The sequence below is a fragment of the Bradyrhizobium sp. CCGUVB23 genome, from assembly GCF_024199885.1.
Classification (GTDB): domain Bacteria; phylum Pseudomonadota; class Alphaproteobacteria; order Rhizobiales; family Xanthobacteraceae; genus Bradyrhizobium.
In genome coordinates, this window is record NZ_JANADQ010000001.1 from 8,284,875 (window position 1) to 8,308,525 (window position 23,651).

Genomic DNA, 23,651 nt, shown 5'->3' on the forward strand with positions numbered 1-23,651 from the left:
TGTGTGCGCTGCAAGATGGGCACCGCACAGGACTTAGGTCGTAGATTGATCCTTCAGCCGGCCCAGGCTTTCCTGGCGCCCCAGGACGTCCAAAACCTCGAATATACCGGGTGAAGTGCTTCGTCCGGTCAGCGCTGCCCGCAGCGGCTGGGCGACCGCGCCGAGCTTGAGACTATTTTCCTCGGCATAGGCGCGCAGCGCGGCCTCCGCGGTGGCCGCGCTCCAGCTCTCGACATTCTCCAGCGCGGAATGAAGCCGGCCGATCAGGGCCCGGTTCTCCGGCGTCAGCAGGGCTGCGGCCTTAGGATCGAGCTCCAGCGGGCGGTCGGCGAAGATGAAATAGGCACCGTCGATCAGCTCGATCAGCGTCTTGGCGCGCTCCTTGAGGCTCGGCATGGCCTTCAGAAGCTGCGCGCGCGTGGCATCGTTCAGCTTGGCCTTGAGTTCGGCACGTCCCGGAACGTGGTCAAGCACGTCCTCGAACATCCTCACGAGCGATTGATCGTCCGCGTTACGGATGTAGTGGCCGTTGAGGTTCTCGAGCTTGGCAAAGTCGAAACGCGCGGCAGCGCGGCCGACGCTGGCGAGGTCGAACGCGGCGATCATCTCCTCGGTCGAGAAGATCTCCTGGTCGCCATGGCTCCAGCCGAGGCGGACGAGGTAATTGCGTAGCGCGGCCGGCAGATAGCCCATGGCGCGGTAGGCATCGACGCCGAGTGCGCCATGCCGCTTGGAGAGTTTTGAGCCGTCCGGGCCGTGGATCAGCGGGATGTGCGACATGCTCGGCAGCGCCCATCCCATCGCATCGTAGATCTGCTTCTGGCGCGCGGCGTTGATCAGATGATCGTCGCCGCGGATCACATGCGTGACGCCCATGTCGTGGTCGTCGACCACCACCGCGAGCATATAGGTCGGCGTGCCATCGCCGCGCAGCAAGACGAGGTCGTCGAGGTTCTCGTTCTGCCAAACCACGCGGCCCTGCACCTGGTCCTCGATCACGGTCTCGCCGGTCTGCGGCGCGCGCAGCCGGATCGTCGGCTTGACATTGCCGGGCGCGGTTGCCGGATCGCGATCGCGCCACATCCCGTCATAGAGGCGGGTGCGGCCCTCGGCGCGCGCCTTCTCGCGCATCGCGGCGAGCTCCTCGGCGGTGGCGTAGCAATGATAGGCCTTGCCGTCGGCGAGCAGCTGCTCGGCCACCTCGCGGTGGCGGGCAGCGCGGCTGAACTGGTAGATGACGTCGCCATCCCAGGAAAGCTCCAGCCATTTCAGCCCGTCGAGGATGGCGCCGATCGCCGCCTCGGTGGAGCGCTCGCGGTCGGTGTCCTCGATCCGGAGCAGCATCTTGCCGCCATGCTTCTTCGCATAGAGCCAGTTGAACAGCGCCGTGCGGGCGCCCCCGATATGGAGGAAGCCGGTCGGCGAGGGGGCGAAGCGCGTGACGACGGAATCGGTCATGAGTGGAACGGCCTATGCATTGGAGGCGGTGGTGTATAGCAGGAACGGTGCATAACTAAAGCCTGCCGGCGGACCGCATCGGACCGGGCTGAGGGCTTGGCTCAGCCTTCCGAAACTGGCAGAAGGACCGCTGATTTCCCTACAGGATTTTCGGCATGACGACAGAACCGGTGGCGACTGAGGCGGGGCGCGATTTCATTCGTGACATCGTCCAGGCCGATCTCGATGCGGCGAAGTACAAGGAGATTGTGACCCGGTTCCCGCCGGAGCCGAACGGGTATCTGCATATCGGCCATGCCAAGTCGATTGCGCTCAATTTCGGCATCGCCGAGGAATTTCGCGGCCGCTGCCACCTGCGCTTCGACGACACCAATCCGGTCAAGGAAGAGCAGGAATATATCGACTCCATCCAGGCCGACGTGCACTGGCTCGGGTTCGACTGGGGCAAGAACCTGTTCTACGCCTCGGACTATTTCGACCGCCTGTACGAATGGGCGGAGAAGCTGATCCGCGACGGGCTCGCTTATGTCGACGACCAGACCCAGGACGAGATCCGGCTTACCCGCGGCACGCTGACGGAGCCGGGCAAGAACTCGCCGTTCCGCGACCGCACGGTCGAGGAGAACCTCGACCTGTTCCGGCGCATGAAGGCCGGCGAATTCCCGAACGGCGCGCGCGTGCTGCGGGCCAAGATCGACATGGCCTCACCCAACATCAACCTGCGCGATCCCGTGCTCTATCGCATCCTGCATGCGCATCATCCGCGCACCGGCGACAAGTGGTGCATCTATCCGAGCTATGACTACGCGCATGGCCAGTCGGATGCGATCGAGGGCATCACGCATTCGATCTGCACGCTGGAGTTCGAGGACCACCGTCCGCTCTATGACTGGTTCATCGAGAAGCTGCCGGTGCCCTCGGAGCCGCATCAGTATGAATTCGCACGGCTGAACCTGACCTACACGGTGCTGTCGAAGCGCGTGCTGACCCAGCTCGTGCGCGACGGCCATGTCGCGGGCTGGGACGATCCGCGCATGCCGACCATGGCGGGCCTGCGCCGCCGTGGCGTGCCGCCGGCCGCACTTCGCGAGTTCGTCAAGCGCATCGGTGTGGCGAAAGCCAACAGCGTGGTCGATGTCGGCATGCTCGAATTCTGCATCCGTGAGGAATTGAACCGCACGTCGCAGCGGCGCATGGCGGTGTTGCGGCCGCTGAAGGTCGTGATCGAGAACTATCCGGAAGGGCAGGTCGAGGAGCTCGAGGCGATCAACCATCCCGACGATGCATCGGCCGGCACGCGCAAGATCGCGTTCTCTCGCGAGATCTATATCGAGCGCGACGACTTCATGGAAAACCCGCCGAAAAAGTTCTTCCGCCTGTCGCCGGGCAACGAGGTGCGGCTGCGCTACGCCTATTTCATCAAGTGCACCGGCGTGATCAAGAACGACGCCGGCGAGGTGGTCGAGCTCCGCTGCACCTATGATTCCCTGACCAAGGGCGGCAACGCGCCCGACGGCCGCAAGGTCAAGGCGACGATGCACTGGCTGCCGGCGGCGCAGTCGGTGTCGGCGGAGATCCGCCTCTACAACCAGCTGTTCTCGAACCCGAGCCCGAACGCTGCCAATTTTGCCGCCGATCTCAATCCGCAGTCGCTGGAGATCCTTCCCGACGCGCGGATCGAGGTGTCGGTTGCCGAGAGCAATGCGACCGAGCCGATGCAGTTCGAGCGGCAGGGCTACTTCGTGCGCGACAAGGATTCGACGCCGGGCAAGCCGGTGTTTTCGCGGACGATCGGATTGCGCGACACCTTTGCCAAGGAAGTCGCCAAGGGCTGAGAAAGGGCTGACAGAGGCTGAGCTGTCGCATGCAGGAGGAACCCGACGCCATCGTTTCCGCCATCATCGCGAAATGGTCTGCCGGCTTCGCAAGGTTGGATGCGGCGGCGCTGTCGTCGCTGTATTCGAGGAACGCGTTCTTCTATGGCTCCAATCCAACGCTCTATCGCGGCCGCGACGGCGTTGCGGCGTATTTCAAAGGTCTGCCACGCTGGCGAGCGCCGAGCGTTTCGTTTTCGGACGTAGCTTGCGCGCACGTCACGCCTGAGGTGGTCAACATGGCCGCCATCGCTTCGTTCGACCTCGGCGAGGAAGCCCCGCCGCTCTCGGTCAAGATCACCTGGGTCATCGTCCGCGAGGATGGCGACTGGAAGATTGCGTGCCATCACGTCTCCGCGAGGACGGCGCTCATCGCGCAGTAGCGCCTCTCGAAGCTGTTGGCCTTAACGCCTTACGATGGACCCCGAGCGGCCGACGAGGCGGGCGAGCTGCTTGAAGCGGCCGCCGACGCGGTCGGCGACGAGATCGCCGAGGCGGTGCTCGAACACCAGCATCAGCTTGCGGCCCGTGCTGCGGAAATGGGTGGCCGGCAGCACGCCGGGCCGGGCCGCCGAGATCAGATGTGCGACGCGGAACGCGGCGCCCAAGAGCCGGGCGCGCTCGAGATGCGCAGGCGTGAGCAGCTCCTGCATCGTCAGCGGCGGCTGGTTCTCTTCGCTCAAGCCCGCATAACGATAGAACACCGACAGGCCGACGAAGGCGCGGCCTTCATGGCTGACTGCGCCGAAATTGCCGTTGACCACGAGGCTCAGCGTCTGCTCGCCGCGGTGGTCGGGATGGACGCGCCAGCCGATGTCGGAGAGCAGGCACGCGGTGTGGCGCAGCCTGCGGTCCTCCTCGGTCTCCCGTAGCTTCACCACGCGCACGAAGCGATCGGTCCATTCCATCAGCTCGCGGGCATGGCGCGCCGAGCGTGACATCAGCTGGTTCAGCTCTTCCGCGGCGCAGATCAATCCGTCCTTGGCGCGTTCGGCTTCCGACAGCTTCTCGTGCAACAGGCCTTCTCGCACGCCGAAGGTCGAGAACACGATCGTCTTCGGCCGTGCGACGCGGATGATGTGCTCGAGCACCAGCGCGGCATAGGCGAGGAGAGGCCGCCGCGCATCGGCGACCAGTTCGATGTCGGCCAGCATGTTGGACGCAGCCAGGCGCCGCAGGCGTCGCGCGAAATCCAGTGCGTCCGCCGCCGGTATCGAATAGCCGTGCATCACCTGGAGCGGATAGCCGCTCTGGATGATGTGGATGCGGGCGAGTGCGCGCCACGTGCCGCCGACGGCATAGAAGGTGCGTCCGCGCCCGGCCTTGAGCTGCTCCACCGCGTCGAGCTCCTCCTGCACGATGTGGTCGGCGCGCTTCAGCGATTTATGCGCGAGATCCTGCAGGGCGAGCCCGCCGAGGGGCAGCGTCACGCCGCTGCGCACGCTGTTGCGGTGGACCTCGACGAGCTCCAGCGAGCCGCCGCCGAGATCGCCGACGATGCCGTCGGGATGATGGATGCCGGAGACGACGCCGAGCGCCGAGAGTCGCGCCTCGCGCGGGCCCGACAGGATCTCGATCTTTACCGCGCAGATGCGCTCGGCCTTGGCGATGAAGTCGGGGCCGTTCGAGGCGTCGCGGCACGCGGCGGTCGCGATCGCAAAGACGCGGCCGACCTGCATGACGCGACAGAGCGCGCGAAATCGCTTCAGAGAGGTCAGCGCCTTGTCGACCGCGTCGGGCGCGAGCAGACCCGTGCTCTGCACCTCGCGGCCGAGACCGCAGAGCGTCTTCTCGTTGAAGATCGGAATGAGGCTCCGCGCCAGTTCCTCGTAGACGACGAGACGCACCGAATTGGAGCCGATATCAATCACCGCGACGCTTGCGCCACGTTTGCGCGGCCGTGTCACGGCAACAATCTCCGATCAGGACTGATGACGTTCGTTCCGGCGCGTGAGACGCCGCGGCGAGGATTCCTTGAGCGACTTTCCACGGCCAGACAGACTCGGATTTGTCATGAAGTAGTTGTGCACGTTGAAGGGCTCCTCGCCCTTCGCGGCCTTCATACGCGTTGACGATCCGTCGGGCAACAATTGCCAGCTCTGCTCATTGTCCTTCAGGTTGGCGACCATGATCTGCTCGAGAACCTGCTGATGTACCGTCGGATTTTGCAGCGGGCACAACACCTCGACACGGCGGTCGAGATTGCGCGGCATCATGTCGGCTGACGAGATATACACAGCCGCTTTCGCGCTCGGCAGGCCCTGGCCCATGCCGAAACAGTAGATACGGCCGTGTTCGAGGAAGCGCCCGATGATCGATTTGACGCGGATGTTCTCCGACAGGCCGGGGATACCCGGCCGCAGGCAGCAGATGCCGCGCACCACGAGCTCGACCTGGACGCCGGCTTGAGATGCCTCGTAGAGCGCGTCGATGATGTCGGGGTCGACCAGGGCATTCATCTTCATCCAGACCGCGCCGGTCCGGCCGTGCCGCGCATGCGCGGTCTCGCCCTGGATGTGCTCGATGATGCGCTTGCGCAGCGTCAGCGGCGACACCGCCATCTTGTCGAGATCGCTCGGCGCGGCATAGCCGGTGATGAAGTTGAACACGCGCGCAGCGTCGCGGCCGATAGTCGGGTCCGACGTGAAGTAGGAGAGGTCGGTGTAGATGCGCGCGGTCACCGGATGGTAGTTGCCTGTGCCGGTGTGAACATAGGTGGTGAGGCTGCCGCCCTCGCGGCGCACGACCATCGAGAGTTTTGCGTGCGTCTTGAGTTCGAGGAAGCCGTAGACGACCTGCACGCCGGCGCGCTCGAGGTCGCGCGCCCAGCGGATATTGGCCTCCTCGTCGAAGCGCGCCTTGAGCTCGATCAGCGCGGTGACGGACTTGCCCGCCTCGGCGGCCTCGGCCAGCGCACGCACGATCGGCGAGTTGTTGGAGGTGCGGTACAGCGTCTGCTTGATCGCGACGACGTCGGGGTCGCGCGTGGCCTGCTGGAGGAACTGCACGACGACGTCGAAGGATTCGTAGGGATGATGGACGATGAGGTCCTTCTGCCGGATCGCGGCGAAGATATCGCCGCCATGCTCGCGCACGCGCTCGGGATGACGCGGCACGTAAGGGGTGAATTCGAGGTCGGGGCGATCGAGGCGGGTGAGTTGCGACAGCTCGTTCATGGCGAGCACGCCGTCGACCAGGAACACTTCGTCTTCGGCCGCAGAGAGCGCGTGCTGCACGAAGCTGCGCAGTTGTTCAGGCGTCTTGGCGTCGACCTCGAGCCGGATCACCGATCCGCGGCGGCGTCGCTTCAGCGCGGTCTCGAACACGCGCACGAGGTCTTCGGCCTCTTCCTCGATCTCCATTTCGGAGTCGCGGATGATGCGGAAGGCGCCCTGGCCGTGGACGTTGTAGCCGGGGAACAGGCGGTTGATGAACAGGGCCGTCATCTGTTCCAGCGAGATCAATCGCACCACGCCATCCGCGGGCAAGCGGACGAAGCGGTCGATCTTGCCGGGCATGCGGATCAGCGCGTTCATCTGCTTGCCGTCAGCGGCGCGCGTGAGCTGAAGCGCGATGGTGAAGCCCAGGCTCGGAATGAACGGGAAGGGGTGGGCGGGATCGATTGCGAGCGGAGTGAGCAAGGGAAAGACGTTGTGGAGGAAGTGGTCCTCGAGCCAGTTCTTCTCCGCCTTGGTGACGTCCTTGCCGTCGACCAGCACGATGCCGACGTCGGCGAGCGTACCGCGCAGATCGCGCCAGATCGCCTGCTGATCGCTTGCGAGTTGCGAGACGGTGCGGTTGATCAGCGCGAGCTGCTCGGACGGGGTCAGGCCGTCGGGGCTGCGCTCGGGAATGCCCTCGCGGACCTGCGCCTTGATGCCGGCGACACGGACCATGAAGAACTCATCAAGGTTATTTGCCGAAATCGACAGGAATCGCACCCGCTCCAGCACCGGATGGTGGGGATTGACCGATTCCTCCAGGACCCGGCGGTTGAAATGCAGCCAGGAAAGCTCGCGATTGATGAATCGCTCCGGGCTCGTGGCGATCGCAGGCAGGCCTGTCGATTCCGGTTCTTTTTCTTTGATTTCAACAGCTTGCGCGGAGTCCATGAGAAGTCGATCCATCTTCTTTCGCCTTATCTTGCGACTTATGCGCAAAACCGGCGCAGAGCATGTGTTAGTGCGATGACGTTTCGATGACATTGATGTTCCGCCGCCCGGCGCCGTCAAGCGGCTGCGGCGGACCAAGCCTGGAAGGATCAGGCGTCGCGCAGCAATTCGACGGCAAGCGCCCGGGTCACGGGCCGGCCGAGCCGCAGGGCTTCGCTGTCGAGCAGCTCCACGGCCCGCCGCGCCGCGGCGGAGGAGCGCTCCAGGCGGGTCGCCAGATAGCCGACCACGCTCTCATCGACGTTCAATTGGCGGTCGGCGCAGAACTTGACGATCAGGCCGCGGAAGAGCTGGTCGTCGGGGGGTAGGAGCGACACCACCGGCACGGCGCGCAGGCGCGAGCGGAGGTCGCGCAGCTCGATCTCCAGCGCCGCCGGTACCTCGCGGCCGGTGAGCAGGACGTAGGCCCCGTCCTCGCGCGCGAGGTTCAACAGATGGAAGAGCGCGCGCTCGTCGAGGTCCTTCGATTTCAGGTCCTCAACGACCAGTGCGCCCGTGGCGAGCGCTCCGGGCACGGCGGCCGCGGTCAATGCATTGGCGGTGGTGGAACGGGCGCCGGCCTCTTCAGCCCAGATGGCGGCGAGGTGGCTCTTGCCCGAGCCTTCGGGCCCGGCCAGCCACATGACCCGGTTTGGCCATTCGGGCCAGCCGTTGATCAGGGCGAGACCGGCGGCGTTGGCGGGGCCTTCGAGAAAATTGTCCCGGCTCAGGCTTTCCGCATGCGGAAGCGAAAACGCCAGTTGTCGGGGATGAACGCGGCCTGCCACGCTTGCTTTGCTCCATGCCGGGCGAGCCGGCTTCGTTTGAAGAGATTCGACGTATCGAGCGGGAGTTGGCCTTTTGCGGGACCGCATCCCCCTCATTTGGCCTCGATCGTGCTCATGTGCCGCAGCCACTCGACGAGATAGAGCGACACGGAGGAGAGTGTGAAGACCGTGACGAGGCCCATCAGGATTATATCATAGGGGCCGGGCTTGAAGCCGAAGGCGAGGGAGGCCAGCACCAGCGCCGCATAGGCCACCTGGGCTGCAGTGTTGAGCTTCGACACCTTCGACGGCTTCATCTCGACCGGCTTGTCGAACAGCCAGGAGACGATCACGGCGGCGACGATCATGATGTCGCGCGAGACCACCAGAATCACGATCCAGCGCGGGATGTCGCCCCAGATGCCGAGCGCCAGATAGATCGAGACCAGCAGCGCCTTGTCGGCGAGCGGATCGAGCAGGGCTCCGAGCTCGCTCCTCATGTTGAAGCGCTTTGCCAGGAAGCCGTCGACAGCGTCGCTGATGCCGGCGATCAGAAAGACGGCGAACGCCACCTCCATCTGGCTCGACACAATCGCCCAGACGATGATCGGGACCAGCATGATGCGGCCCAGGGTAATGATGTTTGGAATACTCACGCGGCGCTTCCCGGCACCCGGTGTGACCCCGAATCCGGCCCTTTGGAGGCTGAACCGGTTGATATGTCTACATAGTATAGCCTCAGGCCCCTTGCGAGCCATTGCGCGGCCCTCGAATTCGACGTAACCAGCCGCAAATCCACTGGAAATCCGGCATGACCGACCGCAAAAACGGCCTTACCTACGCCGATTCAGGCGTCGACATCGATGCGGGCAATCGCCTGGTCGACCTGATCAAGCCGATGGTGCGCGCCACCGCGCGTGCCGGCGCCGATGCCGAGATCGGCGGTTTCGGCGGCCTGTTCGACCTCAAGGCAGCCGGGTTCAAGGACCCGGTCCTGGTCGCCGCCACCGACGGTGTCGGCACCAAGGTCAAGATCGCCATCGAGACCGGCCTGCATGGCGGGATCGGCATCGACCTCGTTGCCATGAGCGTCAACGACCTCGTGGTGCAGGGCGCCGAGCCGCTGTTCTTTCTCGATTATTTCGCCTGCGGGAAGCTCGATCCCGAGGCTGCCGCGTCGATCGTCGCGGGCGTCGCCGAAGGCTGCCGCGAGTCCGGCTGCGCATTGATCGGCGGCGAAACCGCCGAGATGCCGGGCCTCTACAAGGACGGCGACTATGATCTCGCCGGGTTCGCGGTCGGCGCCGCCGAGCGCGGGACGCTGCTGCCACGAAAGGATATCGCCGCGGGCGATGCCGTGATCGGCCTGGCGTCCTCCGGGGTGCATTCCAACGGTTTCTCGCTGGTGCGCAAGATCGTCGAGCAGTCCGGCTTCAGCTTCGAGGCCCAGGCGCCGTTTGCGCCCGTCATGACGCTCGGGGGCGCGCTGCTCGCGCCGACCCGGCTCTACGTCAAATCCTGCCTGCGCGCGATCCGCGAGACCGGCGCGGTGAAGGGCCTTGCCCACATCACCGGCGGCGGCTTTACCGACAACATTCCGCGCGTGCTGCCAAAGCATCTCGGCGTCGGCATCGATCTCGCGAACCTGCCGGTGCTGCCGGTGTTCAAATGGCTGGCGGCGCAAGGCGGTATCGCCCAGCTCGAAATGCTGCGCACCTTCAACTGCGGCATCGGCATGATCGCGATCGTCGAGCCGGATGCCGCCGACAAGGTGATGCAAGTCTTCACCGACGCCGGCGAGACGGTGGCGCAGCTCGGCACTGTGATCCCGGCCGAGGGCGAGCATCGCGTCGTCTATAACGGCCACCTCGACCTGTCGCTGTAAAACTCATGAAGCGCCGCGTTGCCATCCTGATCTCCGGCCGAGGCTCCAACATGGCGGCGCTGATCAAGGCCGCCGCCGCGCCGGATTTTCCAGCGGAGATTTCGCTCGTCATCTCGAACAAGGCCGACGCGCTGGGCCTGGAGAAGGCGAGGGCGAGCGGCGTGAAGACGCTATTGGTCGAGAGCAAGCCATTCGGCAAGGACCGCGCCGGCTTCGAGGCGGCGCTGCAGGCTACGCTCGACCAGCATGGCATCGAGCTGATTTGTCTGGGCGGCTTCATGCGGCTGTTCACGGCCGAGTTCACGCAAAGCTGGTACGGGCGGATGCTCAACATCCATCCCTCGCTGCTGCCGTCGTTCCCCGGCCTCGACCCGCACGGCCAGGCCTTGCGCGCCGGCGTCAAACTGTCCGGCGCGACGGTGCACTTCGTGATCCCCGCGACCGATGCCGGCCCGATCGTGATGCAGGGCGCGGTTCCAGTCAGTGACAACGACACGCCGGATACGCTGTCCGAGCGCATCCTCGAAGTCGAGCACCGCATCTATCCCGAAGCACTGCGCCTGCTTGCAACCGGCAAGGTCCGGATCGACGGTGACGTCTGCAAGACCGTGGGGAGCGGGGGCTCGGAGAATTTCCTGATCTCGCCGGTGGTGGGCTGAAGCGCCATCCAGGCTTGAGCCACAAATGAAATCCCCCGGGCGGAGCCGGGGGGATTCATGCTTGTCTATGTCGATCGTTGGCAGAAAGTCAGTGAACTCTGAGGTTCTCCGCGGAAGTCTTGCCGCGGTTCTCCACGAGATCGTATTCAACCACCTGATTTTCATTAAGGGTCGTCAGCCCAGCGCGCTCGACCGCGGAGATGTGGACGAACACGTCCTTGTCGCCGCCGTTCGGCTTGATGAAGCCATAGCCCTTTGTCGGGTTGAACCATTTGACGGTGCCTTTTTGCATCGCCAGTCTCCTCCTTTAGACATAAAAAAGACGCGGCCACGTCTTTGCGCGTGCCACGCCACAAACGGGCTTCCGGAAGTCTGTTCGAGTCTTGAGTCTCAATGTCGCGAAACGCACAGTCGAGCGGCCAAATCCGATTGTGCCGGATATTGCAACATGAAAATCGCGCGCTAGCAAGCAGCGTGCAAAATTCAAGTCCCGATCCAAATCGCGGTGGCACAGTTTGCGACCTGTGGCAGCGGTACCACAGCGCGGGTATTCCACCCGTTCAACGCCGCCCAAGCGATTGACCCTTCACGCCGGTTCAGCGCAAATCGTTCCAGGTGCCGCGATGCGTGTTGCATTTTTGCGTGTCGCCATTTGCTTTGGGAATTGTGTCGTTATGCGCTGCCTATCGCAGCCTTCAGGGACATGGCGGACGCGCCGGCCGGGTGTTGTCCGGCGGGCCGCGAGCGTCATGGCGGTCGCCTTTGCGTTCTTCCTGATGATCATGGCTGCCCCGGCGCATGCGCAGTCGCCTACACCGACGCCGACCCCCACGGCGACCCCGACGCCCACCCCGACACCTACACCGTCACCAACGCCGACCGCGATGAACTACGGGCGGTCGACGGGCAACACCACGCTCAACCTCGGCTCCAATTTTCTGGAGCGACTGGGCAACCAGGCTTCGAACGGCTTCGACCGGACCTCCCGCACCAACCCCGGCGGCGGCGGCGCAGCGGAGGCGGCGGAAGGGCCGCGCTACCGGACCTGGTTCGAGGGCTATGGTATTTCGATGCGGACCGAGGCGCAGGGCGACTTCGTCGGCGACAAGCGCAAGACCGTTGGCGGGGTGGCCGGCTTCGGCGCGCGGCTCGCGCCGGGGGTCAATCTCGGCTTCTCCGTCGACCAGAGCCACACCGACATCGATGTGCCCCTGGCGCTGCAATCGGCATCGCTGGATCTGACCCAGCTCGGCATCAACGGCTCGGTCGACAAGGGGCCCTGGACCTGGGCCTTTGCGCTCGTGCATGGCTTCGGCAACGTCCATTCCAGCCGGGACAGCGGCTTCGGCTTTGCGACCGCGGGCTATCGCGCCACCATCGACGGCGCGCTGACCGAGATCAGCTACTACTGGACCCAGGACCAGACCCGCTTCGTCCCCAAAGGTGCGCTGGAATATGTTCGCGCCACCAGCGCCTCGTTCCAGGAGACGGGCAGCCTCTTTCCCCTGACCGTCGGCTCGTCCGCACTCGCACGCGCGCGCGTGATGCTCGGCGCCGAGGTTGGGCGCTACTTCATCTTCGACCAGAAGATTCTGGATCTGTCCGCCTACGGCAAGTTCGTCGACAATTTCTATCAGGACCTGGGATCGATCCAGGTCAGCCTGGGCAGGCAGAGCCTCGTGGTGCCAGGCATCGGCGAGAGCCGCTACGGCCTCGACGCTGGCGCGTCGGCCTCGCTCAGCCTGACCAACACCGCGCGACTCTACGTCAATTATGACGGCAAGTTCCGCAACGAGTTCACCTCGCACCAGGGCACGGTCGGCTTCGAATACAGATGGTAGCCGCTGCCGATCACCTCGGCGTCGTCGCGACATAGCCCGTCAGGCCAAAGCTCTCTCGAGCCGACGCCATCATCGGCACCAGCGCGTTCGGGTGGATGAACTCATCGCGGAAGCAGGGATAGGCACGCGGATCGAAGATCTTCTTCAGCCACTCAACCACGATCTTGTGCCGCTCGGAGGCGCGGAATTCCTTGTGATAGGTGAGCCAGAGATCGGCGTGGTGACTGACGCCGAGATCGACTGCGACGAGCGGCGCGCCGAGTGCGATCGACACCGTCGGCAGAAAGCCGATGCCGGCCCCGCGTTCCACCGCATAGAGCACGCCGACCGATGAATTGGTCTTGATCCCGACGATGCCCTCGAGCGACTTGAGCCCCAGGATGCGGGCATAGGCGGTGTCGTCGACTTGCGGTGCGCTCTGCTTGATGATCCGGTGGTTCTGCAACTCGGCAAGCGTGCGGGGCACGCCGTGCAGGCTCTCGTACTCCTTCGAGACGAAGGGATAGATGTGCAGCCGGCCAAGCTTGGCCACGATCAGATCCGGATTGGTCGGCGGCTCCAGCTGGATCGCGATATCGGATTCCAGGCGCGCAACATCGGCCTGCTCCATTGCGCAGCGCAGGTCGACGGTGATCTTGCGATAGGTCTTTTGGAAGTCGATCAGCCGCGGCAGGATCCAGAAATTGCCGGGCCCTTCAGTGACTGCGACGCGCACGGTGCCCGTCGCATCGCTCGAACTGCGCGAGGCGCGGCGAAACACATTGAAAGCGTGACGCTCCATCAACGTAACGTCGGAGATCATCGCCGTGCCTTCGTCGCTCAGCGTCAATCCACTCTGGTCGCGCAGAAACAGCTTGCAGCCGATGCTCTCTTCGAGCCGGTCGATCCGGCGCATCAGCGTCGTCGAGGTGAGGCCGAGCTCCTCGGCGGCGTTGCGGAAACTTTTATATTTTGCGCAAGCTAAAAACAGCTTCAAATCGTCCCAGGATGCATCGAGGGACTCGTCGCTGCGGTGCTGCGTCATCGCAGCACCCCGGTGCAATAGTTGCTGCATACACTTGTTCCTTACCCGGTAAGCTCCTCATCCTAACGGGATGGGGCGAAACGATAGAGGGGCAAGATGGCTATGGAAAGGGGCTCGTTTGCCGCAAGGCATGAATTTGACGCGCTGCCGCTCAGTCCAGACATCGATGTCCATTGTGCGCAATTTTCCGAAATTGCCGCGCTTGCCGACATGGCGCACCGGTTAGTCCCCGGCGTGCGGATCGGCGAGCAGGAACTTGCGCGCTATTTCACCTTCGATTCCCAATGCCTTCTGACCTTCACCCGTAACGGTGCGCTGGTCGGTGGCATGGCCTTCCTGTTTCTCAATGAGCGCGGCCATGACGCGTTGCTGCTCGACGAGATCTGTCTGACCGAGCCCGACATCCGGCATCTCGCATCCGGCAACGAGGAGGTCTCGGCCACCTACATCTGGGCCATCGCAGCCACCGGCCGCGGCATCGCTGGACTCGGCAAGGCGGCCGCGCATCTGCGGCAGCCGCGGTTACGAAGCGCCGATTGTTTCGCGCAGCCATCGACGGCGGCCGGACGCGACATCATGAAAGCGACGGGTTTCGAGCCTATCGCGAGCTTCCAGCCTGACCTCTGGTGCTACGAGCGGCCATGGAATCGACTGCCTATGCGCAGGCCGGGGGCTAAGATCGAAGCAGGGAGTTTTGCAGATGCACGGCACTAGAATTCCTTTAGCCAAACCCGACTCGCGTGCCATCACGATCCGCATCGCGCGCGATCCCAGCGACCTCATGCTGGTCACGGCCATCCGCTCGGCGGTCTATCTCGCCGAGCAGGACTGTCCTTTCGAGGAAGAGTTCGACGGCAACGATTTGGTCGCCGCGCATTTCATCGGCTTCATCGGCAATGAGCCCGCCGGCTGCCTGCGGGTTCGCTTCTTCGGCGAGTTCGCCAAGGTCGAGCGGCTCGCGGTGCGGCACCAGTACCGGCGCTCGCGCGTGTCGTTCAAGCTCGTCCAGGCGAGCGTCGAATATGTGAAGCGCAAGGGCTTCCGCAAGATTTATGGGCAGGCGCAGGACCGGCTGGTCGACTTCTGGGCCCATTTCGGCGCCAAGCCGCTCGGCCACAATCGCAAGATCACCTTCTCGGATTTTTCCTATACCGAGATGGTGCTCGAGATCGAGCCGGGGCCGGACGCGATCACGCTGGACAGTGATCCTTACGTGATCATCCGCCCCGAGGGCGATTGGGATCGGCCGGGGGTGCTCGATGCCTCAGCTGGACGGGCGGTGACATCGCCGCTGCGTAACCTCTCGATGGCCCGCTGAAATTGGTGCAGCTACGAACAAGAAGATGCCGGACTTCATTCACGACGATCCGCCGATCCTGGTTTGCGCCGATCTGCAGGTCGAATATCTGACCCCCGGGCGTCGCCATGTCATTCTCGACGGCGACGCCACGACCTCGCGCTGCCTGGAGTTGTTGACGCTGTGGCGCGACAATCTCTGGCCGGTGATGCACCTCAAGCGCATTGCGCAGGCCGCCTGGTTCAATCCGGCATCCAAGCTGACCGATTGGATTGTCGAGCTGAAGCCGCGACCGGGCGAGATCACGTTCGAGCATCCGCTGCCGTCGGCCTACAGTTCCGCGCGGTTTGCCGACTACAGCGCGAACATCCGGAACATCCGCTGCGTACTGCTCGGTTTCTCGCTCGACGAGACGATTTTGGCGACAGTGGTCGACGGTTTTCACAGGAGCCATCGCTACCAGGTTGTCACCGACGCCGTCGCCTGCCGCCATCCGGGCCATGGCGATGCAGCCGACTACAAGCAGTCGGTGGTGAACGTGATCAGCAATTTTGCTACACTTCGTCCCAGCGCCGAGCTCATCAGGACCAGCGGCGCCATCGCGGTGTAGACGGGCGCGGTCCGCGACGAGGGTGATTGACGACATTGTCCCGGGGGCAAGAGCTGGAAAGTCTCGTAGGCGATCTGTCGCTCGCCCTTGAAACGGCGCGCCGGCTGGGCCTGTCGACGACCGTCTATCTGCTCTCGATGGCGCTCGTCGAGGTGCGCGAGGCGGCCGAGGCTGCCTCGGATGGCGGCGACGATGACGGAGCCGCCTGAACCCACGCTTTATCCGTTTCCTGCAACGCTGCTGTGCTGCCGACGAATTGACGTTGCAAGTTGAGCCGCGCCGCAATAGCCAAGTGACGATGTAGTCGACAGACGAGCTCCGTTTCGGCGCGCGCCGAAGGCTGAAGGAATGATGTGATGACCATGCTGCCCAATTCGCAAGAAGCCCGGGATGTCGCCTACCAGCTCCATCCCTATACCAACGCGCGCACCCATCAGCAGAATGGCCCGCTGGTGATCGAGCGCGGCGAGGGGCCCTATGTCTTCGACGCCGCGGGCAAGCGCTATTTCGAGGCGATGGCCGGCCTGTGGAGCGTCGGGCTCGGCTTCAACGAGAAGCGGCTGGTCGAGGCCGCGTACCGGCAGATGCAGGCCTTGCCGTTCTATCATACGTTCTCCGCGAAATCGCACGGGCCCTCGATCGATCTCGCCGAGAAGCTCGTCGCGCTCGCGCCGGTGCCGATGAGCAAGGTGTTCTTCACCAACTCCGGCTCGGAGGCGAATGACACGGTGCTGAAGCTGATCGCCTATCGTTCGAACGCGCTCGGACAGCCGCAGCGCAAGAAGGTGATCAGCCGCATGCGCGCCTACCACGGCGTCACGATCGCCTCCGCAAGCCTCACGGGCCTGCCGAACAATCACCGTTCCTTCGATCTTCCGTTGCCGAACATCCTGCACACGGGCTCGCCGCATTTCTACAAGGACGGCCAGGCCGGCGAGAGCGAGGAAGCCTTTGCGACGCGGCGCGCCGAGGAGCTGGAAGCGCTGATCGTGAAGGAAGGTCCGGACACCATCGCGGCCTTCTTCGGCGAGCCGGTGATGGGGGCAGGCGGCGTGATCGTTCCGCCCGCGACCTATTGGGACAAGGTCCAGCAAGTCCTGAAGAAGTATGACATCCTGCTCGTCGCCGACGAGGTCATTTGCGGCTTCGGCCGCACCGGCAAGATGTTCGGTTGCGACACATACAACATCAAGCCCGACGCGATCGTCGTCTCCAAGCAGATCACCTCGAGTTATTTCCCGTTCTCGGCGGTCCTGATGAATGACCGGATGTTCGAGCCGATTGCGGACGAGAGCAACAAGATCGGCGTTCTCGGCCACGGTTTCACGGCAGGCGGTCACCCGGTCGGCGCGGCAGTCGCGCTGGAAAACCTCAAGATCATCGAGGAGCGCGGCCTGGTTGCGCATGCTGCGGAGACGGGAGCCCATCTGCAGGCGCGGCTGCGCGAGCTTTCGAGCCATCCGCTCGTCGGTGAGGTCCGAGGCGTCGGGATGATCGCCGCGATCGAACTCGTGCTCGACAAGCAGCGCAAGACGGCCGCGGCGACGCCGGGCGCAGTCGGCGGCATCGCGGCGCGCATGCTCCAGGAGCGCGGCGTCATCTCGCGCAACATGCTCGAGGCCATCGCCATCTGCCCGCCGCTGATCGTCACCAAGAGCCAGATCGACGAGCTCGTGGGCACCATCGCGGGCGTGCTGGACGACATGAAGACGGAGGCTGCAAAGCTGACGCCGGCCTAGGGGAAGAGCGTCATCGTGAGCGAAGCGCGTTGGTCACGCCTTCGGTGTCGTCCTGGCGAAAGCCAGGACCTCAGACTTGGCAGATTGCCTGTTGCTGCTCCGCCGGCGGTCGGACATCCGCCGCGTGACGCTCCAGTTCTCGAGGTAGCCGATTGAGCACACTTTCCCAGTCCCCGGGGCGATGTTGACGAAACAAGCGAGTAGTCGGGTACCACGGACTATCTTCCCGCTCATAGAACCACCGCCAGTCCAGAATATGCGGCAGCAGAATCCAGGTTGGCTTGCCAAGTGCGCCTGCCAGATGTGCGACCGCTGTATCCACGGTGATTACGAGATCCATTACGCTCGCAGCAGCCACCGTCTCCGCGAAGTTCGTCAGGAGAGGCTCCAAATCAACAACCCTGTCCTTCAGCTGTTCGAGTACCGGACGGTCGCTCGTGCGGACCTCCTTTTGCAGGCTGAAGAGTTGGACGCCGGGAATCAGAAGGTTTGGTAGAAGAGCTTCGGCCGGCAGAGACCGCTTCCGGTCATGCAGATGGCCGGGGTTTCCTGCCCAAACGACCCCGACCTTGAGGCCTGAGTATTTGGCAAGCCTCCGTTGCCAAGCAGAAATTCTTGCCGGCGCAGCCTTGAGATACGGTCGTTCTGCCGGGATCGTCTCGATGCTGGTACCGAGCTCATAGGCGAGGCTCATTAGCGGCACGTGCAGGTCAAACGGTGGCGCTGGCTCGTCGCGCGAGATCACGGTCACGTCGAGACTGTCTCGTAACAACTCAACCAATTGGGGCTGAACCTGCAGAACGACCGGGCCTCCTGTTGCGGCTGCTGCAGATACGAAGCGAGCAAAGTGCAGGGTGTCGCCAAGTCCTTGCTCGGCATGAATCAACAGGGTCCGGCCGTTGCGACATTCTCCCCTCCAGCGAGGGACATCGAATGCGCCAGGCCTGAACCGCGGAGCTGGGTGAGAATGCCTCCACTCGAACTCTCGAAAGCCCGCTTTGAGATCACCAGCCAAGAGGAGAAGCATCGCGTGATTGTAGTGAAGCATCGGGTCGCCGGGCCTAAGCTCAATTGCGCGACGGGACGTCGCTATCGCCGCCTGGCTCAAGCCTAGATTGCTCAACGCCACGCCCAAATTCGTCGAGACTTCGGGCGAATTCGGATCGATGCTGATCGCTTTTCTGTAGATCTCGACTGCGCCTTCGAAATCGTCTCTCTTGCTGTGAACGATCCCGAGGTTGAGATACGCGCCGACGTTTTGCGGGGAGAGTTCAATTGCCTTTTGGCACGCTGCGCTCGCCTCATCCAGCCGTCCCTGCCGGGTCAACGCGGCCGCCAGGCTGGCTTGGACATCGGATCGGCCAGGCGCCGCCAAGGCGGCAAGTTGGTACATGGAGACCGCTTGATCTGTCCGCTCAAGCCTGAGCAACAGGCTGGCCATAATCAGATAGGCTTCGAGATCATCGGGCTGAATCTCTACCGCATGGCGGCATACCGATAGCGCTTCAGCAAGCTCTCCGACCTGTTCGAGCGCCAATGCGAGATTGCGATGTCCCGGACCAAATTGAGGAGCAAGGGTGATCAGTTCGCGATAGGCCTCGATCGCTTTGGCCAACTCGCCCTGATCCATCATGTGATTGCCACGGTTCAGAAGGGCGACCATCGCTTCTGCGCGCGCGGCCTCTCCAGTTTGCCCTTTCATACCTGCCCTTTCCGGTTGGACGGTTTGTTCCGCACCGTGTGTTAAACGGGCGCAAGCCGCGTTTCGGGCAAACGATTATGCTTCGGCGAGCAAATTTGGCTCTGGGGCAGGTGGAGGTCACGGCCGTGGGTAGTGGGTCGCATACCGCCAGTCGCATATCCGCGGCCTGCGGTACCCACCCGAGGTGGGAGCCGTATGTCTCAATCGGGCACGTACGGATCTGTGGGGAGGGCGTCCAGCAAAGGGCTACCTGGCTTTCGCCACGACGACTTTGCGAGAGTCGCCGGCTCCTACGCCCGGGTGACGCCGACCACGCGGCCCTTGTCGATCGCGAGCGCGAGCTGGCCGTGCTTCAGCTTCAGCGCGGCGTCGCCGAACAGCTCGCGGCGCCAACCGCGCAGCGCGGGCACGTCGGCCTCGTCGTCGGCGGCGATCTCTTCGAGATCGTCGACGGTCGCGATGACCTTGCTCGCCACCGCATGGCGCTCCGCGGTCATCCGCAGCAACACCTTCAGCAGCTCGACGATCGCCGCGCCGTTGGAATTGTTGCGCGGCTTCTCCAGTTTCGGCAGCTTCGAGAGGTCGCGCGCCAGCCCGCGCTCGACCGCGGCGATGATGTCCGCGCCCCACCTGGATTTTTCAAACCCCTTCGGCACCGAGCGTAGATGAGCAAGCTTCTCCACCGTGGTCGGGGCGTGGGTCGCGATGTCGCTGATCGCATCGTCGCGCAGCACGCGGCCACGCGGCACGTCGCGGCTTTGCGCCTCCTGCTCGCGCCAGGCCGCGACCTCCATCAGCACCGCCAGATCCTTCGGCTTGCGCACCCGCGTCTTGAGCCGCTCCCAGGCGCGCTCGGGGTGGAAGTCGTAGGTGCGGGGCGAGGTCAGGATCTCCATCTCGATGGAGACCCATTCGTTGCGGCGGCGCTTCTTCAGGTCGGCGTCGAGCGCGGCGAACACCTCGCGCAGGTGCGTGACGTCAGACACCGCGTAGTGCATCTGCTCCTTCGTCAGCGGCCGGCGCGACCAGTCGGTGAAGCGATGGGTCTTGTCCGGCCGGTGGCCGGTGACCTTCTCGACGAGCTGGTCATAAGCGATGCTGTCGCCATAGCCGAGCACCATGGCCGCGACCTGGGTGTCGAACACCGGATGCGGGATGATGTTGGCCTGGTGCCAGATGATCTCGATGTCCTGGCGGGCGGCGTGGAAGACCTTCAGGACCTTCTCATTGCCCATCAGCTCGAAGAAGGGTTTGAGGTCGATGCCCTCGGCGAGGGCATCGATGACCACGGCCTCCTTCGGGCTCGCCATCTGCACCACGCACAGGAGCGGGTAGTAGGTGGTCTCGCGCAGGAACTCGGTATCGACGGTAATGACGGGGTGCTCGGCCAGACGGCTGCAGGCAGCGGCAAGGTCAGCGGTGGTGGTAATCAGATCCATGAACGGCCCATGACACGTACATCAGCCGTTCTGCCGAAAGTGCTGTGATGTCAAGGGGGTTGGAACGAATTCGGGCCTTGAATTCGGGCGGAATCGCTCTGACCGGCTTAAAATCCTACTCGTAGCGGATCCGCTGCGAGGGCTTGCGTCCGCACGGCAGCGCCACCACGACCACGCACATGGCGAGCATCGCCAGTCCCAGAAACTCGAAAACCAACAGATCCACGGCCAAACTCCCCGAAAGATCGCTAGACTTGTCGGGGCCGAATTGACGGTCTGTTAATTGTCGTGGTTACCGGCGGCTGGGCGGGCCGGATGGTGGACGGGGAGTTAACTCAGGGCCCGCACCGGCGCTGCTCCCCAACGGAAAAGCCCCGGACGATGCCGGGGCTTTGATGTTCGAGATGCTGATCGGATCAGTACTTCGCGACCACCGCGCCATCCGAGTTGAAGCGGTAGACCAGCGAGGTGCTGATGGTCTGGACCCAGGGCTTGAAGGTAAGCGCGCTGCCGCCCGGTCGGCCAAATACATCGGTGGTGGGCAAGCTGATGCGATCGTAGAACGCCGAGCGATACTCGGTCTTCATGAACCAGGCGGGGGCAGCGATACCGAAAAGGTTGAGACTGTTCTCCACGCCGCCTCCGACGAACCAGCCGTCACGATGAAACGAAGGCGTGGTGTGGTAGGGCGTGCCGTCGTCGAAGGCGGATAGAGTGGTCCCGGACCACTGCGAGCCCGAGTAACCCGCGTTGACGTAGGACAGTACGTTCGGCGCGACCAGATAACCCAGACGAGCGCCCGCTGCGTAGCTGGTGCGCAGCTTTTCGCGACCTTCCGCGAAAACGATGGTTTCGCTCAACGAACCCCGGATATCGCCGAACTGACCGTCGCCAAAGATACCGGCCACCCAGTTGGAGCTGAACTGCCAATCATAGCCGGCGCCGACCGTACCAAACCAACCGCTGCCGCCCAGTCGCTGGTCGCGCGCTAGCACGGTGCCGGCCGGTCCAAGGCCGCCGGTCGAGGTGGCGACGATGTTGCTGTCAGCATTCCACAGGCCGCCGCCAGCGCCGCCGAAGCCATAGAAGCCGGTCCAGCTCGGCTCGACAACGGCCGCCGGCGCTTTCACATAGGGCCGGGCTGCGAGGTCGGTTGCCGCAACGATCGGGCCGCCCGAGTTGAAGCGGTAGACCAGCGAAGTGCTGATGGTCTGCACCCACGGCTTGAAGGTGACGGCGGTGCCCGTCAGCAGGCCGTTATCGGTCCTGGTCTCAGGCAAAGCGATGCGGTTGTAGTAGGCCGAGCGGTACTCGGTCCTCATGAACCAGCCGGGGGCGTTGATGCCGAAGATATTGAGGTTGTTCTCGACGCCACCACCGACAAACCAGCCGTCACGCCGAAACGACGAGGTCGCCGTAGTGACAGAAGGTACGGGCACTGCGTACAACGTGGTCAGAGTGGCTCCCGACCAATCCGAGCCGGAGTAGCCCCCATTGACATAGGACAGCACATTCGGCGCAACCAGATAACCAAGGCGCGCGCCGGCCGCGTAGCTGGTGCGCAATTTTTCACGGCCCTCCAGGGCGAAGTAAGCGTCGGACAGCGAACCGCGGATGTCGCCGAATTGGCCGTCGCCAAAGATGCCGACCACCCAGTTGCTGGATTGCCAATCGTAACCGGCACCGACAGTACCAAACCAACCGCTTCCGCCGAGGCGCTGATCACGCGTGAGCCTGGTCCCAGCCGGAAATCCGCCAAATCCAGCTCCTACCGCCACTTCATTGCTGTCGGCGGCCCACAGACCACCACCACCGCCGCCAAACACATAGAAACCGGTCCAACTCGGTCCGGCGACGGGCGCCGGTGCTTTCAGATAGGGCTTGGCCGCGAGGTCGGCCGCCGAGGCCGACCCGGTCATTGCCGTGACCGCGCTCAGAGCGAGCACAAGCTTCTTCATTTCAATCCCCAACCCAAATCCGTTTGGCAGGCTCCGACGCGGTCGCGGCCGATTCAGATTCCCCTCGCATGGTCTTGCCGAAGCGCGCGCAGGAAGACCAGTCCGAACAACGAGCGGTCGTCAAATCGGAAAAATCAGGAAGTGAAACAGGAAATCGCGGGAAGGATGCCTGCAACGAAAAAGCCCCGGCTCGGCCGGGGCTTTCGCGATCAGGCGCCGCAGCACGATCAGATCAGCCGCCGAACTTGTAATTCACGCCGACGCGGACGATGTTCGATTTGAGATCGACCGAGTGGGTGAACACGTTGGAGGAGGTCGATGCGCCCGTGATGTTCGTGCTGGTCGTCGTGGCGCGGCCGAGATCGACGTAAAGATATTCCGCCTTCAGCGACCAGCCATTGCCGACCGCATACTCACCACCGACGCCGGCGGTCCAGCCAACACGGGTGTCGCGGATCGTCCCTGATTCGGTTGCAGGATAGAACGTTTCGGTGAAGTTGAAATTGGCCTTCACGTCAGCAATGGCCGCGCCGCCGGTGGCGTAGAGCAGCCAGTTCGGCGTGGCGAGGAAGCCGATGCGGCCGCGGATGGTGGCGAGCCAGTCGGCCGACACCGAGGAATTCACCGTGAAGGTGTCCGGCGCACAGCAGGGATACGTCCCCGTACCGCTCGAGCTGCCCTTGAAGCCGAAATAGTTGATGTCCCCTTCGAGGCCGAACACGGCGTTGTTGACCTGCCAGTTGTAGCCGGCGGTGAAGCCGCCAGTCACGCTCGAGCTGTTGATGTGCTGGGCACCAACGGCATTGATGGCGGGAACGCTGGTGGAGCCGAAGTAGCCCGGCGAAGCGTATATGGTCGAGGTGCTCGGATCCGAGCTGCCCCATTGTCCGCCGGCATTGCCGCCGACGTAAAAGCCCGTCCAGCTATAGACCGCCGCTGGAGCCTTTGTGTAGACCGGCGCGAGGTCCGCCGCCGAAGCCGACCCGGTTATCGCCGTAACTGCGGCCAGAGCGAGCAGAAGTTTCTTCATTTCAAAATCCCCAACCTCAATCTATTTGGCAGGCTCTGCCGCGGTCGCGGCCGATTCAGATGTCTCTCGTATGGTCTTTGCCGAAGTGCGCGCAGGATGAACAGGCCAAACGACGGGCTGTCGCGAAATCGGAAAAGACAGGAAGTGAAACAGGAAGGCGCGGGAAAGGGAGGCCTGCCTGTCCACCGATCACGCGCAAGCCCCTTGGGCGGCATCC

21 protein-coding genes are annotated in these 23,651 nt (G+C 63.7%); 10 read left to right on the forward strand and 11 right to left on the reverse strand.

Features of this window, described 5'->3' with window-relative positions; genetic code table 11:
* Positions 1-33: 33 nt before the first annotated feature.
* Positions 34-1,458 carry a glutamate--tRNA ligase gene (gene gltX, locus NLN62_RS38585; protein WP_254112202.1) on the reverse strand — a complete coding sequence of 475 codons (1,425 nt, stop codon included), beginning with the start codon at positions 1,456-1,458 and terminating at the stop codon, positions 34-36.
* Between the two features lie 155 nt (positions 1,459-1,613).
* On the opposite strand from gltX, the gene NLN62_RS38590 reads away from it, so the two are divergent.
* Entirely contained in the window at positions 1,614-3,293 is a 1,680-nt protein-coding gene (locus tag NLN62_RS38590) for a glutamine--tRNA ligase/YqeY domain fusion protein (protein ID WP_254112203.1), read from the forward strand.
* A 29-nt stretch (positions 3,294-3,322) separates the two neighbouring features.
* Positions 3,323-3,715, forward strand: coding sequence for a nuclear transport factor 2 family protein (locus tag NLN62_RS38595; protein ID WP_254112204.1), 393 nt, complete (start codon positions 3,323-3,325; stop codon positions 3,713-3,715).
* 21 nt (positions 3,716-3,736) lie between these two features.
* On the opposite strand, the gene ppx is transcribed toward NLN62_RS38595, so the two are convergent.
* The 4 genes from ppx to NLN62_RS38615 all read right to left on the reverse strand — a co-directional run bounded on the left by ppx (position 3,737) and on the right by NLN62_RS38615 (position 8,906).
* Positions 3,737-5,239 carry an exopolyphosphatase gene (ppx, locus tag NLN62_RS38600; RefSeq protein WP_027523871.1) on the reverse strand — a complete coding sequence of 501 codons (1,503 nt, stop codon included), beginning with the start codon at positions 5,237-5,239 and terminating at the stop codon, positions 3,737-3,739.
* A 15-nt stretch (positions 5,240-5,254) separates the two neighbouring features.
* Positions 5,255-7,444 (reverse strand): RNA degradosome polyphosphate kinase, encoded by a 2,190-nt coding sequence (locus NLN62_RS38605; RefSeq protein ID WP_027523872.1) that lies wholly within the window; start codon positions 7,442-7,444, stop codon positions 5,255-5,257.
* 149 nt (positions 7,445-7,593) lie between these two features.
* Complete coding sequence (locus NLN62_RS38610) at positions 7,594-8,271, reverse strand: DnaA ATPase domain-containing protein (RefSeq protein ID WP_027523873.1); 678 nt, start codon at positions 8,269-8,271, stop codon at positions 7,594-7,596.
* A 92-nt stretch (positions 8,272-8,363) separates the two neighbouring features.
* Positions 8,364-8,906: a CDP-alcohol phosphatidyltransferase family protein gene (locus tag NLN62_RS38615; protein WP_027523874.1), complete on the reverse strand. Its 543-nt coding sequence runs from the start codon at positions 8,904-8,906 to the stop codon at positions 8,364-8,366.
* A gap of 155 nt (positions 8,907-9,061) precedes the next feature.
* Between NLN62_RS38615 and purM the strand changes: the two genes are divergently transcribed.
* Together purM and purN are read left to right on the forward strand one after the other, a co-directional pair.
* Positions 9,062-10,135 carry a phosphoribosylformylglycinamidine cyclo-ligase gene (gene purM, locus NLN62_RS38620; protein ID WP_254112205.1) on the forward strand — a complete coding sequence of 358 codons (1,074 nt, stop codon included), beginning with the start codon at positions 9,062-9,064 and terminating at the stop codon, positions 10,133-10,135.
* A gap of 5 nt (positions 10,136-10,140) precedes the next feature.
* A complete protein-coding gene (purN, locus tag NLN62_RS38625) occupies positions 10,141-10,794 on the forward strand; it encodes a phosphoribosylglycinamide formyltransferase (RefSeq protein WP_027523876.1) in 654 nt (217 codons plus the stop codon).
* Positions 10,795-10,882: 88 nt separating this feature from the next.
* On the opposite strand, the gene NLN62_RS38630 is transcribed toward purN, so the two are convergent.
* Complete coding sequence (locus NLN62_RS38630) at positions 10,883-11,086, reverse strand: cold-shock protein (RefSeq protein WP_027523877.1); 204 nt, start codon at positions 11,084-11,086, stop codon at positions 10,883-10,885.
* Positions 11,087-11,468: 382 nt separating this feature from the next.
* Here NLN62_RS38630 and NLN62_RS38635 point away from each other — a divergent pair, with 382 nt between their 5' ends.
* Positions 11,469-12,635, forward strand: coding sequence for an autotransporter outer membrane beta-barrel domain-containing protein (locus NLN62_RS38635; RefSeq protein ID WP_254112206.1), 1,167 nt, complete (start codon positions 11,469-11,471; stop codon positions 12,633-12,635).
* A 10-nt stretch (positions 12,636-12,645) separates the two neighbouring features.
* On the opposite strand, the gene NLN62_RS38640 is transcribed toward NLN62_RS38635, so the two are convergent.
* Positions 12,646-13,689, reverse strand: coding sequence for a LysR family transcriptional regulator (locus tag NLN62_RS38640; RefSeq protein WP_254112207.1), 1,044 nt, complete (start codon positions 13,687-13,689; stop codon positions 12,646-12,648).
* A 66-nt stretch (positions 13,690-13,755) separates the two neighbouring features.
* Here NLN62_RS38640 and NLN62_RS38645 point away from each other — a divergent pair, with 66 nt between their 5' ends.
* The 5 genes from NLN62_RS38645 (at position 13,756) to NLN62_RS38665 (ending at position 17,305) form a co-directional block, all read left to right on the forward strand.
* On the forward strand, positions 13,756-14,373 hold the full coding sequence (locus NLN62_RS38645; protein ID WP_027523880.1) for a hypothetical protein: 618 nt from the start codon (positions 13,756-13,758) through the stop codon (positions 14,371-14,373).
* Positions 14,360-14,977 carry a GNAT family N-acetyltransferase gene (locus NLN62_RS38650; RefSeq protein ID WP_027523881.1) on the forward strand — a complete coding sequence of 206 codons (618 nt, stop codon included), beginning with the start codon at positions 14,360-14,362 and terminating at the stop codon, positions 14,975-14,977. Before NLN62_RS38645 ends, NLN62_RS38650 begins: the two co-directional genes overlap by 14 nt.
* 25 nt (positions 14,978-15,002) lie before the next feature.
* Complete coding sequence (locus tag NLN62_RS38655; RefSeq protein WP_027523882.1) at positions 15,003-15,566, forward strand: cysteine hydrolase family protein; 564 nt, start codon at positions 15,003-15,005, stop codon at positions 15,564-15,566.
* A 26-nt stretch (positions 15,567-15,592) separates the two neighbouring features.
* Positions 15,593-15,775 (forward strand): hypothetical protein, encoded by a 183-nt coding sequence (locus NLN62_RS38660; RefSeq protein ID WP_156944386.1) that lies wholly within the window; start codon positions 15,593-15,595, stop codon positions 15,773-15,775.
* A gap of 147 nt (positions 15,776-15,922) precedes the next feature.
* Positions 15,923-17,305 carry an aspartate aminotransferase family protein gene (locus NLN62_RS38665; RefSeq protein ID WP_027523883.1) on the forward strand — a complete coding sequence of 461 codons (1,383 nt, stop codon included), beginning with the start codon at positions 15,923-15,925 and terminating at the stop codon, positions 17,303-17,305.
* A gap of 70 nt (positions 17,306-17,375) precedes the next feature.
* Here the strand turns inward: NLN62_RS38665 and NLN62_RS38670 are convergent, their stop codons facing one another.
* The 4 genes from NLN62_RS38670 to NLN62_RS38685 all read right to left on the reverse strand — a co-directional run bounded on the left by NLN62_RS38670 (position 17,376) and on the right by NLN62_RS38685 (position 23,434).
* The gene (locus tag NLN62_RS38670) at positions 17,376-19,007 is read right to left on the reverse strand and encodes a tetratricopeptide repeat protein (protein WP_254112208.1); all 1,632 of its coding nucleotides are present in this window, start codon (positions 19,005-19,007) and stop codon (positions 17,376-17,378) included.
* Between the two features lie 290 nt (positions 19,008-19,297).
* A complete protein-coding gene (rnd, locus tag NLN62_RS38675) occupies positions 19,298-20,446 on the reverse strand; it encodes a ribonuclease D (protein ID WP_027523884.1) in 1,149 nt (382 codons plus the stop codon).
* 416 nt (positions 20,447-20,862) lie between these two features.
* On the reverse strand, positions 20,863-22,404 hold the full coding sequence (locus NLN62_RS38680) for an outer membrane protein (protein ID WP_254112209.1): 1,542 nt from the start codon (positions 22,402-22,404) through the stop codon (positions 20,863-20,865).
* Between the two features lie 232 nt (positions 22,405-22,636).
* Positions 22,637-23,434, reverse strand: a complete 798-nt coding sequence (locus NLN62_RS38685) for an outer membrane protein (protein WP_254112210.1) — start codon at positions 23,432-23,434, stop codon at positions 22,637-22,639.
* Positions 23,435-23,651: the final 217 nt, after the last annotated feature.